14 protein-coding genes are annotated in these 11,175 nt (G+C 65.5%); 1 reads left to right on the top strand and 13 read right to left on the bottom strand.

From position 1 onward, the window contains the following. Positions 1-287 precede the first annotated feature (287 nt). A complete protein-coding gene (locus AC5RV2_RS09950; protein WP_136787594.1) occupies positions 288-491 on the top strand; it encodes a cold-shock protein in 204 nt (67 codons plus the stop codon). Positions 492-594: 103 nt separating this feature from the next. On the opposite strand, the gene murA is transcribed toward AC5RV2_RS09950, so the two are convergent. The 13 genes from murA to AC5RV2_RS09885 all read right to left on the bottom strand — a co-directional run. Then, positions 595-1,875, bottom strand: coding sequence for a UDP-N-acetylglucosamine 1-carboxyvinyltransferase (gene murA, locus AC5RV2_RS09945; protein ID WP_494092189.1), 1,281 nt, complete (start codon positions 1,873-1,875; stop codon positions 595-597). Between the two features lie 103 nt (positions 1,876-1,978). Further along, a complete protein-coding gene (locus tag AC5RV2_RS09940) occupies positions 1,979-2,410 on the bottom strand; it encodes a DUF2550 domain-containing protein (protein WP_493989254.1) in 432 nt (143 codons plus the stop codon). A gap of 6 nt (positions 2,411-2,416) precedes the next feature. Continuing rightward, the gene (locus tag AC5RV2_RS09935) at positions 2,417-2,713 is read right to left on the bottom strand and encodes a F0F1 ATP synthase subunit epsilon (protein ID WP_493979723.1); all 297 of its coding nucleotides are present in this window, start codon (positions 2,711-2,713) and stop codon (positions 2,417-2,419) included. Positions 2,714-2,718: 5 nt separating this feature from the next. Continuing rightward, the gene (gene atpD, locus AC5RV2_RS09930; RefSeq protein WP_494092188.1) at positions 2,719-4,182 is read right to left on the bottom strand and encodes a F0F1 ATP synthase subunit beta; all 1,464 of its coding nucleotides are present in this window, start codon (positions 4,180-4,182) and stop codon (positions 2,719-2,721) included. A 58-nt stretch (positions 4,183-4,240) separates the two neighbouring features. After that, complete coding sequence (locus AC5RV2_RS09925) at positions 4,241-5,134, bottom strand: F0F1 ATP synthase subunit gamma (protein ID WP_494092187.1); 894 nt, start codon at positions 5,132-5,134, stop codon at positions 4,241-4,243. A gap of 70 nt (positions 5,135-5,204) precedes the next feature. After that, positions 5,205-6,842: a F0F1 ATP synthase subunit alpha gene (gene atpA, locus AC5RV2_RS09920; protein WP_494000121.1), complete on the bottom strand. Its 1,638-nt coding sequence runs from the start codon at positions 6,840-6,842 to the stop codon at positions 5,205-5,207. Between the two features lie 103 nt (positions 6,843-6,945). Further along, positions 6,946-7,755, bottom strand: coding sequence for a F0F1 ATP synthase subunit delta (locus tag AC5RV2_RS09915; protein WP_494092186.1), 810 nt, complete (start codon positions 7,753-7,755; stop codon positions 6,946-6,948). Then, entirely contained in the window at positions 7,755-8,303 is a 549-nt protein-coding gene (locus AC5RV2_RS09910; protein ID WP_494012425.1) for a F0F1 ATP synthase subunit B, read from the bottom strand. The genes AC5RV2_RS09915 and AC5RV2_RS09910 overlap by 1 nt, the downstream gene beginning before the upstream one ends. A 47-nt stretch (positions 8,304-8,350) precedes the next feature. Continuing rightward, positions 8,351-8,554, bottom strand: coding sequence for an ATP synthase F0 subunit C (atpE, locus tag AC5RV2_RS09905; RefSeq protein WP_074701684.1), 204 nt, complete (start codon positions 8,552-8,554; stop codon positions 8,351-8,353). Positions 8,555-8,619: 65 nt separating this feature from the next. Next, positions 8,620-9,426, bottom strand: a complete 807-nt coding sequence (atpB, locus tag AC5RV2_RS09900; protein ID WP_493979717.1) for a F0F1 ATP synthase subunit A — start codon at positions 9,424-9,426, stop codon at positions 8,620-8,622. Positions 9,427-9,512: 86 nt separating this feature from the next. Beyond that, positions 9,513-9,785: a hypothetical protein gene (locus tag AC5RV2_RS09895; RefSeq protein ID WP_494092185.1), complete on the bottom strand. Its 273-nt coding sequence runs from the start codon at positions 9,783-9,785 to the stop codon at positions 9,513-9,515. After that, positions 9,775-10,290 carry a Cg1360 family ATP-synthase-associated protein gene (locus AC5RV2_RS09890; protein ID WP_494092184.1) on the bottom strand — a complete coding sequence of 172 codons (516 nt, stop codon included), beginning with the start codon at positions 10,288-10,290 and terminating at the stop codon, positions 9,775-9,777. Before AC5RV2_RS09890 ends, AC5RV2_RS09895 begins: the two co-directional genes overlap by 11 nt. Before the next feature lie 94 nt (positions 10,291-10,384). After that, the coding region (locus AC5RV2_RS09885) for an MraY family glycosyltransferase (protein ID WP_494092183.1) at positions 10,385-11,175 on the bottom strand (791 nt) is incomplete at its 5' end.

Below are 11,175 nucleotides of genomic sequence, written 5' to 3'. Positions count from 1 at the left end.
GCCGCGGGCGCCGGGTTCGGCGCCCGCGGCCCGGTACTTAACCCCGCGTCGAACTCTCGCTTAATAAAAGATTGAATTGTCCTTTGTACCGTTGACCGCCCATGGGGCTTGTGTGATGCTTAACTCAGTCTTTGTGTAGGTGTGGTTTTCATGCTCGCAAGACGTGTTGCGAGTGTGAAGCTCCACGGCGTCCGGCCCGCAGGCCGTGTCGTTTGGATCTTCCACGGAGTAACCGGGTTGGTACGAGGTGTGCCGGCTTGTTTTTGTTCCACGATGAGGAGATGTAAATGGCACAGGGGACCGTTAAGTGGTTTAACGCGGAAAAGGGCTTCGGCTTCATCACACCGGATGAGGCCGACGGCGACGTCTTCGTTCACTACTCTGAAATCCAGTCGGGCGGGTTCAAGACCCTCGACGAAAACCAGCGCGTGAGCTTCGAGATCGGCCAGGGCGCCAAGGGCCCCCAGGCCACCGGCGTCACTGTCATCTAGCTTCGGCTTGGCAGGGCGGGCCGTCCACGGCACCGCACCGCACACAGAACCCCTCCGATGCCGTCGGAGGGGTTCTGTTTTTCCGGCAGAGGATTTCACGGCGTCAGGCGGGCAGCTTCGGCGGTCCCAGCCGGACCACGTCTCCGCCCAATGCGCGCAGGCGCTCGTCGAACCGCTCGTATCCCCGGTCAATGTGCTCCACGCCGTGGACCTCGGTGGTGCCGTCGGCCACCAGCCCCGCGATCACCAGCGCGGCTCCGGCTCGGATGTCGTTGGCCTCGACCGGTGCGCCGGAGAGCTGCGGCACCCCCTTGATCAGCGCGTGGTGCCCGTCCAGCCGCACCACCGCTCCCAGCCGGGCCAATTCGGAGGTGAAACCCCAGCGCGCCTCAAACACGTTTTCCGTCACCATGCCGTGCCCGTCGGCCACGGCATTCAGCGCGACGACGAACGGCTGCAGGTCCGTGGGAAATCCGGGGTACGGCAGCGTGGAGACGTTGATCGGCCGCGGGCGCTCCGGTCCTTCCACCGTGAAGCCGTCGTCCCTGCTGGTAATCCGGCAGCCGGCCTGTTCCAGCTTGTCCAGGACCACGGCCAGGTGGCCGGGATTGGACCTGGCCACGTCCACGGTTCCCCCGGTGACGGCAGCGGCGAAGGCCCACGTCCCGGCGACGATCCGGTCCGGCACGGTGCTGTGGCGCACGGGCTGCAGGCCCTCCACGCCGGTGATGACCAGCGTGGGCGAGCCGATCCCTTCGATCCGGGCGCCCATCGAGACCAGCAGGTCCGCGATGTCGGTGATCTCCGGTTCCCGCGCCGCGTTGTCGATCACCGTCACTCCCCGGGCCAGGGTCGCGGCCATCATCAGGTTTTCGGTGGCGCCGACCGACGGATACGGCAGGCGGTGGTGGGTCCCGTGCAGCCCCTGCGGCGCCTTGGCCACGAGGTAGCCGTGGTCGATGCTGATGTGGGCGCCCATCTGTTCCAGCCCGGCCCGGTGCATGTCCAGGCCGCGGCTGCCGATGGCGTCTCCCCCGGGCAGTGCCACTTCCGCCTGCCGGCAGCGTGCCACGAGCGGGCCGAGCACGGAAATGGAGGCGCGCATGGCGCGGACCAGGTCGTAGTCTGCCTGGTGCGCCGGCTCGGCCGGGACGTCGATGTGGACGCTGGCGGCGTCGACGTCGTAGTCCACCGCGCAGCCGAGCCGGCGCAGCAGTTCCGACATGATCCAGACGTCCTGGATGTCCGGCACATTCGTGATCGTGGAACGGCCCTGGGCCAACAGCACCGCGGCCATCAGCTTCAGGACGCTGTTCTTGGCGCCGGGAACCTCCACCCGCCCGTTGAGCGAGCTGGGGCCGTGCACCACGATCACGTTTTCCATGGAAACCATCCTAAGGTTGAGCCGGGACTGCGCCGGTTGTACACGGCTGTGCCGGTTAAAGGCGGGCGGCGCGGCTCCGGAGAGCCGCGCCGCCCATGGGTCTTTAGCGCCAGGTGCCGATGCCGATCACCGGCCCGGCTTCCAGCCAGGACGAGAGACCCGCGTAGACGTCGAAGGTCATTGCCATCGACAGATCCTGTTTTTCGTGCGTGAGCATCACGACGATCGCACCGGGCTGGATCTTGGCCCGTTCGGTTTCGGTCGGCTGCCGCCAGCCCTGCAGTTCCAGCGAACTGCGCCGGAACCGGTAGCGCGGCTTGGGACTCAACGACAGCAGGCGCAGCCATTCCAGGTGCGTGTCCGTATAACGACAAACCCCCATCTGCCAGCTGCCAGGCAGCATGGCGATGGAGGCGTCGAAGGTGCCCAGGGCGCGCCGCAGCTGGTAGCGGCGCACCCCGAAGGCGACCAGTGCCAACACCAGCAGCAGGAAGACTGCGGCCAGTATGGCGAACGTGACGTCGAGACCGTTCACCGGCGGCTAGCGGGTTCCCGCCGTAGCCTCGTCGCCAACCGTCGCATTGTCTGCGACGATGACGACCCGGTTGCTGTCGACCGAGAAGAACCCGCCGTCGACATTCACGTTGATGCGCTCACCAGAGACCGGCTCGATGGCCAGCTCGCCGGCGGCCAGGACCGCCAGCACCGGGCTGTGCCCGGGCAGGATCCCGATCTCGCCGTCGCTGGTCCGCGCCCTGACCATTGTTGCCGGGCCGGACCACACGAAGTGGTCCGCGGCAACAATCTCAACTTCCAGTTCAGCAGAAATATTAGCCACAGGCCTTACTTCCCGGTCTGTTCCTGGATCTTGGCCCACTGGCGCTCCACGTCGTCCAGGCCGCCAACGTTGAAGAAGGCCTGCTCGGCGATGTGGTCGAGCTCGCCGTCGCAGATGGCCCGGAAGCCTTCCACGGTGTCCTTGATGGATACCGTGGAACCCTCGACGCCGGTGAACTGCTTGGCGGTGTAGGTGTTCTGCGACAGGAACTGCTGGATGCGGCGGGCGCGGGCGACGACGATCTTGTCTTCTTCGCCCAGTTCGTCAATGCCGAGGATGGCGATGATGTCCTGCAGTTCCTTGTTCTTCTGCAGGATCTGCTTCACGCGGACCGCGGTGTTGTAGTGGTCGTGCCCGATGTACTGCGGATCCAGGATGCGCGACGTCGAGGTCAGCGGGTCCACAGCCGGGTACAGGCCACGGGAGGCGATTTCACGGGACAGTTCCGTGGTCGCATCCAGGTGGGCGAAGGTCGTCGCCGGAGCCGGGTCGGTGTAGTCATCTGCGGGGACGTAGATCGCCTGCATCGAGGTGATCGAGTGGCCCTTGGTGGAGGTGATGCGTTCCTGCAGCACGCCCATCTCGTCGGCCAGGTTCGGCTGGTAGCCCACGGCCGAGGGCATGCGGCCCAGCAGCGTGGAAACCTCGGAACCGGCCTGCGTGAAGCGGAAGATGTTGTCGATGAACAACAGCACGTCCTGCTTCTGCACATCGCGGAAGTACTCCGCCATGGTCAAAGCGGACAGGGCCACGCGCAGACGCGTTCCCGGCGGCTCGTCCATCTGGCCGAACACCAGGGCGGTGTCCTTGAGCACTCCGGCTTCTTCCATTTCAACCCAGAGGTCGTTGCCCTCACGGGTACGCTCGCCAACACCGGCGAACACGGAAGTACCGCCGAAGTTACGGGCCACACGGGTGATCATTTCCTGGATCAGCACGGTCTTGCCCACGCCGGCGCCGCCGAACAGGCCGATCTTGCCGCCCTTGATGTACGGGGTGAGCAGGTCGATCACCTTGATGCCGGTCTCCAGCATCTCGGTGGAGCCTTCCAACTCGGCGAAGTTCGGCGCCTTGCGGTGGATCGGCCAGCGCTCGGTGATTTCCAGCTGGGATGCCTCGACGTCCAGCGGCTCGCCCAGGACGTTAAAGATGTGGCCCTTGACGCCGTCGCCCACGGGCACGGTGATCGGGGACCCGAGGTCCTGGACCGTGGTGCCGCGGACCAGGCCGTCGGTGGCCTGCAGCGAGATGGCGCGGACCATGTTGTCGCCCAGGTGCTGCGCGGTCTCGAAGGTGATGGTGCGGGTCGCGCCGTTGAGGGTCACCTCAGCGGTGAGGGCGTTGTACATTGCGGGGATTGCGTCCGCCGGGAATTCGACGTCGACAACCGGGCCGATGACACGGGCGATACGGCCGGTAGCGCCCGTAGCGACGGAACCGGTTCCGTGCTCGATGGTTTGGGCAGTCATCTTTCTCACTTCTCAGTTTCGATGGCGTGGTTATGTGTGCTGTTGCTGCAGGGACTTATTAGGACGCTGCCAGGGCGTCCGCGCCACCGACAATCTCGGTGAGTTCCTGCGTAATCTCTGCCTGGCGCGCGTTGTTGCGCAGACGGGTGTACTTCTCGATCAGGTCGGTGGCATTGTCGCTGGCCGACTTCATCGCGCGCTGGCGTGCGGCCAGCTCGCTGGCAGAAGCCTGAAGCAGGGCTGCAAAGATGCGCGACTCGATGTAGCGCGGCAGCAGTGCGTCCAGGACCTGCTCGGGCTCCGGCTCGTACTCGTACAGCGGCAGCAGATCGGTCTCTGCGGTGGCCTCTTCTTCCACGACCTCCAGCGGCAGCAGTCGGATGACCGCGGGCTCCTGGGTCACCATGGACTTGAAGCGGGTGTAGACAATGTGAAGCTCGTCTACGCCACCGTCCTCGTACGGCGTGTTGAAGTCGGAGAGCAGTGCCTCGCCGATCTCGCGCGCGGTCGCGAACTCAGGAGCGTCGGTTCCGCCGGTCCAGACCTGCTGGTACTGAATGTTCCGGAAGTCGAAGTAGGCCTGCGCCTTGCGGCCGACCAGGTAGTGGCGGACTTCCTTGCCTTCTCCATGAAGCAGCTCGGTCAGGGACTGGGCCTGCTTCAACACCGACGCGGAGTACGATCCCGCCAGACCGCGGTCGGAGGTCAGCACGAGCACGGCGGCCCTGCGGATCTGCTCCGGCTCGGTGGTCAGCGGGTGGTCGATCTCGGACTGCGAGGCCACGGCAGAAACGGCACGGGTGATCGCATTGGCGTACGGCAACGAGGCCGCGACGCGGCTGCGGGCCTTGCCAATGCGTGAGGCGGCGATCAGCTCCATCGCCTTGAAGATCTTCCGCAGCGACGAAGTCGATGCGATCTTCTGGCGGTAGACCCGAATCTGGGCTCCCATACTCTTCCTTTCCTCGTCCTCGGCGGCCGGACGGAACCGTTAGTGGTTCCGCCCGGCCAACGAAGATGAATTAGCGCTTCTGCTTGACGATCTGTTCCTGGGCGACTTCGTCTTCGGCCAGGGGGTCGTACTCTTCGTGGCCGGCGCCGACGAGGCGACTGTCGCCCTCCCCGAAGAAGCCCTGCTTGAAGTCCACGATCTGCGACTTCAACTCGTCCACGGTCGAATCCTCGAGCAGATTCGTCTGGGCGATCGTCGTCAGCACCGAGCTGCGGTGCCGCAGGTGCGAGAGGAACTCGGTCTCGAACCGGGTGACGTCCTCGACCGGAACATCGTCCAGGTAGCCGTTGGTGCCGGCCCAGATGGACACAACCTGGTTTTCCACCGGGTACGGCGTGTACTGGCCCTGCTTCAGCAGCTCCATGAGGCGGGCACCGCGGGTCAGCTGCTGGCGCGAGGCCGCATCAAGGTCCGAAGCGAACATGGCGAACGCCTGCATGTCCCGGTACTGAGCCAGGTCCAGCTTCAGCGTGCCGGAAACCTTCTTCATGGCCTTGACCTGTGCCGCACCGCCCACGCGGGAGACGGACACGCCGACGTCCACGGCGGGACGCTGGTTGGCGTTGAACAGGTCGGACTGCAGGAAGATCTGGCCGTCCGTGATGGAGATGACGTTGGTCGGAATGTAGGCCGAGACGTCGTTCGCCTTGGTCTCGATGATCGGCAGGCCGGTCATCGAACCCGCGCCCAGCTCGTCGGAGAGCTTGGCGCAACGCTCCAGCAGACGGGAGTGCAGGTAGAACACGTCGCCCGGGTAGGCTTCGCGTCCCGGCGGGCGGCGCAGCAGCAGCGACACGGCGCGGTAGGCTTCGGCCTGCTTGGAGAGATCATCAAAGATGATCAGGACGTGCTTGCCGGAGTACATCCAGTGCTGGCCGATGGCCGAACCGGCGTAGGGCGCCAGGTACTTGAAGCCGGCGGGATCGGAGGCCGGGGACGCCACGATGGTGGTGTACTCCAGCGCACCCTTGTCCTCCAGGGTCTGGCGGACGGCGGCGATGGTCGATGCCTTCTGGCCGATCGCCACGTAGATGCAGCGGACCTGCCGGTTGACGTCGCCGGACTCCCAGTTGGCCTTCTGGTTCAAGATGGCGTCGACGGCGATGGCGGTCTTGCCGGTCTGGCGGTCGCCGATGATCAGCTGGCGCTGTCCGCGGCCGATCGGGATCATCGCGTCGATGGCCTTCATGCCGGTCTGCAGAGGCTCGTGCACGGACTTGCGCTGGGTAACGCCCGGAGCCTGCAGCTCCAGTGCGCGGCGCTCGTGCGATTCGATCGGGCCCTTGTCGTCGATGGGAAGGCCCAGCGGGTCCACGACACGGCCGAGGAAGGCGTCGCCGACCGGTACGGACAGGATCTCACCGGTGCGGTGAACTTCCATGCCTTCTTCGATGCCGGTGAATTCACCGAGGATCACCACGCCGATTTCGCGGGTGTCGAGGTTCTGGGCCAGGCCCAGGACGCCGTTCTCGAAACGCAGCAGTTCGTTCGCCATGGCCGAGGGAAGACCCTCGACACGGGCGATGCCATCGCTGGCGGTGGTCACGTGGCCGACTTCGACCCGCTCGGCGCTTCCGGGTTCATAGGACGCCGCGAACTCGTTCAGCGCATTGCGGACGTCGTCGGCGTTGATGGTCAATTCGGCCATCTGCAGTCCCTGCTCTCCTGTGTTTATGATCATCGCGTGGTGCGCGACGACCGGTGTGTTTTTCAGTCTGTGTGAGGCTTCCGGCCCAGTCTCCGTGAGGAGGCTAAACCGCGAGACTCCGGCGGAGCTCGGCCAGGCGGGAGATCACGGACGCATCCACGACCTCATCCCCGACCATGACCCGCACGCCGCCAACCAGCCGTGGATCCACGTTGAAGTGGATCCGCAGCTCCCGGCCGTACAACCGGTTGAGCCCGGTCTGCAGGCGGCTCATCTGTTCGCTGGTCAGCGGACGGGTAACGCTGACCTCCGCGATCCAACGCTGCTGGCGCTTGGCCACCAACTGGATGAACCGCTCTACCAGAGCCGTGGGCTTGATGCCGCGCGGGGCGGTTACCGCCTGCCGGATCAGCAGCTGTGCCACGGGACCCGCGGCCGGCACCAGCTTCAGTGCCAGCGCCGATTTGGCTTCGTCCGAAGCCTGGGGTTCCAGCAGGGCACGCTGCAGGCCGTGGTCCGACCCGACAATGCGGTTGAACGCGAACAGGTCCCTCTCCAGACCTTCGAGTCCGTCAACACCCTGGCCCTCTGCGACTGCGACAGCCGTCGTGGCCGCCAAGGTCTCCAAGGCGTCCCCGATGTCGCGCGCGGAGGCCCAACGCGCGGCAGCCAACGAGGTTGCGATGGCCCGGGCATCCGCCGAGACCTTCCCCTCGAGGAGGCGGCCGAACATGTCGGCCTTCTCGCTGCTGTCGCGCGCCGGATCGGTCAGGGCACGGCGCAGACCGGCATTGCTGTCCAGCAGGCCCAGGATCCCAAAGAGTTCCTCTGCCAGGGACAGCGAAGCGGTGGGAAGCTTAGCCTCCAGTTCCTGCTGTGCCGCTTTCAGTGACTCGCTCGATACACCGGCCATTATTTAGCAGCACCTGCACTCTGAGACTCAAGGTCGGCGAGGAAGCGGTCCACGACGCGGGCAGCGCGTGCGTCGTCGTTCAGCGACTCGCCGACAATCCTGCCGGCCAGTTCGGTGGCCAAGGTGCCGACTTCGCTGCGCAGCGATGTCACGGCCGCCTGACGCTCTGCATCAATCTGGACCTGGGCCTGCTCGCTGATGCGTGCAGCCTCTGCCTGGGCCTTTTCCTTCAGCTCCGCCAGGATCTGGGCGCCTTCGGCGCGGGCGTCCTCGCGGATGCGGTTGGCTTCCGCGCGGGCGTCCATCAGCTGCTGCTTGTACTCGTCCAACGCAGCGCTGGCTTCGGCCTGGGCGGCCTCCGCCTTGGCGATCCCGCCCTCAATGGCTTCGGTGCGCTCCGCATACGTCTTCTCGAACGCCGGAACGACGAACTTGGCGACGATGTACATGAGAATCGCGAAGCCGATCAGCGTGACGACGATTTCCCAGACGTTAGGGATCAGAGGGTTTGCACCCTCCGCGGCGGCGAGGATCATTGCCTGATTCATATCTCACCCGTCCTATCTACTCGGTGTGGATGGTCCGCGTTGCCCTGTTAGAGGACGAACGCGAACACCAGACCAAGAATGGCCAAAGCTTCAGTCAGCGCGAGACCCAGGAATGCGATCGGCTGCAGCACGCGCTGTGCCTCCGGCTGGCGGGCAACGCCGTTGATGTAAGCAGCGAACACGAGGCCCACACCGATGGCACCGCCGATAGCGGAGAGACCGTAACCGACGAGGTTGATATTGCCTTCCATTATTTTCCTTTCAAGATGCCCCAATGGGCAGGTTGTTGGTTCAGGTTCTTCCCCAGCGGGGAAATTTAGTGTTCCTCGGCCAGGGAGCCTTGGATGTAGATCGCGGTCAGCAGGACGAACACGTACGCCTGCAGGACCTGGATCAGGATTTCGAAGAAGTACATGCCCACGCCGCCGGCCAGCGTCAGGATGCCCAGCGGCTTGAACCAGAAGTCGGCATCCATGATCAGGAATTCGGATCCGGCGGCAGCCAGCATGATGATCAGGTGGCCGGCCAGCATGGTGGCGAAGAGACGCAGGCTGTGCGTGACCGGGCGGACGAGGAAGGTGGAGATGATCTCGATGAGGACGACCAGCGGGAGGATCGCCTTCGGCACGCCGGACGGAACGACGGCGAGCTTGAAGTAGCCGATGCCGTGCTTCTTGATGCCCAGGACGATCCACGTGATGTAGACGACGCCGGCCAGGGCGTAGGCCGTGCCCACGTGCGACGGGGTCGGCAGCTGCAGCAGCGGAATGGAGCCGAAGAGGTTGTTCACCAGGATGAAGAAGAACAGTGCCATCAGCAGCGGGACGAACGGCCTGAAATCGCGCTCACCGATGATGTCCTTGCCCACCGAGTTGCGGACGAAGTTGTAGCTCATTTCGCCCAGGTGCTGCAGCTTGCCGGGAACAAGCTGGCGGCGGCGGGAGGCCGCCACGAAGAACCAGGAAATCAGTGCGACGGACAGCAGGACCAGCAGCATCTGCTTGCCGAAGCCCTCACCGTACGGGGCCATCCACGGGAGAACCTCCGGTAGATGCATATCTTCGAGGGTCGGTGGGACGAAGCCACCTTCATCAGCGGCCGCCGGAAGCGCAAGCGCGATCAACGCGTTTCCTCTCTGCAGTGTCCATCTTTGGGCGTTTCAGGGTGGGTCGCCATCGAGGCAGGCCACCGTATAAAGTTTTCTGACATTTAGGTGTGGTCCCCCGCTCCATCCTCATGGCGGCGCCGGGCGCCGCGCGTGAGGTTGTGTTTGCGGGCCAGATAATATCCGCCTCCAGCGCCCAGAACGGCACCGACGAAAATCAGCCAGCGGGTATCCAGCAGATAGTCCAAACCCCAGCCTACCAAACCCCAGGCGATGATCCCGCCAAGGATATAGGTGAGGACGGTGTTGCCGCCCTGGTAGGTGGAATCGTCCCCGGAACCGCTCCGGGCGGGGCCGGATGTGCCCTTAGCCGCCATGTCCAATCTCCCCTTCCGTTTGCTGCCGGCGGTCCGCCGGCTCCGGTTCGGGATCGGCGTACAGCTGGTAGCGGGTGCGCGAGAAGGCGAACACTTCGGCCGCCTGCCAGACCACCACGGTGGCTACCGCCGCCACGAAGAACCAGGTCCGCTCGAGCCACATCGGGGTGCCGATGAGGAAGAGAGCCGCACCAAAGCCCACTACTTTGATGATGTAGGTGGCGATGAAGGCACCGATGGCGCCGGAAGGATTGGACCGCCCCACGTAGTGGCCCACCAGCAGGCTGATCGCGAAGAACAGCACCACCAGCGCCGCGCCGAGCAGGGCACTCAGGGCACCGGCTGCACCCGCCGCCACCGTCGACATCACGATGACCAGCCCGGCGGTTGCACCGCCGGCGACCAGGGCGGACCGCAGGATCTTCAGCCACGGCGACCGGGTGGGACCGGATGCAGCGACAGCTGCGCCAGCGGCGGGGTGGCCGTCGTGGCGTGAAGCGCGCATTGGTAGTCCGTTTTCGATCGCGGTGCGGGGCGGGCCGGAACGGCCGGGTTTATTCTACACGAGATAGAACTTGCCGACGAGTCGGGCTCCGCCGTTACGCCGCCGGGTTGGCGGCGTTGGATGAGCGGCGGCTGAAGAGCACCGGGGCGCGCAGATAAAAAACAACGACGGCGGCGCACGCGGCGATGGCTGCCGCCTTGCCCGCGAGGCCCGATTGGGCCGCCAGGTAGCCGCAGAAGCCGGTCAGCAACGTACAGCCGGTGACCAGCAGCGCCGACTGCACGTGGCTGAAGCCCACGTCCGTCAGCCGCTGGTAGGCGTGCTGCCGGTGCGGCGTGTACCACCGCTCCCCCGCGCTGATCCGGCGCAGCAGCGTGGCGAGCGTATCGGCCAGGTAGATGGCCACCGGTCCCAGCAGGTACTCCGCCTGCACGCCGTCCAAAAAGGCGGTGATGCCCAGCATGGCCAGGCCCGCCCCCAGCAGGTAGCTGCCGACGTCGCCCAGGAAGACGTTCCCGCGGCCCAGGTTCCAGGGCAGGAACGCCACAAAGGCGGCCGCCACGACGGTCCCGCCGACCACCAGCCAGCCGTGGCCGGTGATGGCGCCGGTAGCGGCGAACATCAGTCCGACGGCAGTGCCGTGCAACCCGGAAATCCCGTTGATGCCGTCCATGAAGTTGGCGATGTTGATGTAGGCCGCCAGGGCCAGGGCGCCCAGCGGCAGCCACCACCAGGTCTGGCCGGTGAGTCCGATGGCCAGTGCCGTGCCGCCGATGCCGATGCCCAGCTGCAGCGCGGCCCGGCCGCGGATGGACAGTCCCCGGAAGTCTTCGATCCAGCCCAGCAGTGCCGCGGCGGCGGCCACACCGGCGACCGCGAGCAGCA

This window comes from Arthrobacter sp. Y3225116, from assembly GCF_059091245.1.
This window is presented reverse-complemented; position numbering and strand designations above follow the sequence as displayed.

Bases quoted from the DNA above. Each gene is read 5' to 3' on its own strand.
- AC5RV2_RS09915 (WP_494092186.1), bottom strand. From the start codon at position 7,755: ATGGCCGGTGTATCGAGCGAGTCACTGAAAGCGGCACAGCAGGAACTG.
- AC5RV2_RS09925 (WP_494092187.1), bottom strand. From the start codon at position 5,134: ATGGGAGCCCAGATTCGGGTCTACCGCCAGAAGATCGCATCGACTTCG.
- atpD (WP_494092188.1), bottom strand. From the start codon at position 4,182: ATGACTGCCCAAACCATCGAGCACGGAACCGGTTCCGTCGCTACGGGC.
- atpE (WP_074701684.1), bottom strand. From the start codon at position 8,554: ATGGAAGGCAATATCAACCTCGTCGGTTACGGTCTCTCCGCTATCGGC.
- AC5RV2_RS09950 (WP_136787594.1), top strand. From the start codon at position 288: ATGGCACAGGGGACCGTTAAGTGGTTTAACGCGGAAAAGGGCTTCGGC.
- AC5RV2_RS09895 (WP_494092185.1), bottom strand. From the start codon at position 9,785: ATGGCGGCTAAGGGCACATCCGGCCCCGCCCGGAGCGGTTCCGGGGAC.
- atpA (WP_494000121.1), bottom strand. From the start codon at position 6,842: ATGGCCGAATTGACCATCAACGCCGACGACGTCCGCAATGCGCTGAAC.
- AC5RV2_RS09910 (WP_494012425.1), bottom strand. From the start codon at position 8,303: ATGAATCAGGCAATGATCCTCGCCGCCGCGGAGGGTGCAAACCCTCTG.
- murA (WP_494092189.1), bottom strand. From the start codon at position 1,875: ATGGAAAACGTGATCGTGGTGCACGGCCCCAGCTCGCTCAACGGGCGG.
- AC5RV2_RS09890 (WP_494092184.1), bottom strand. From the start codon at position 10,290: ATGCGCGCTTCACGCCACGACGGCCACCCCGCCGCTGGCGCAGCTGTC.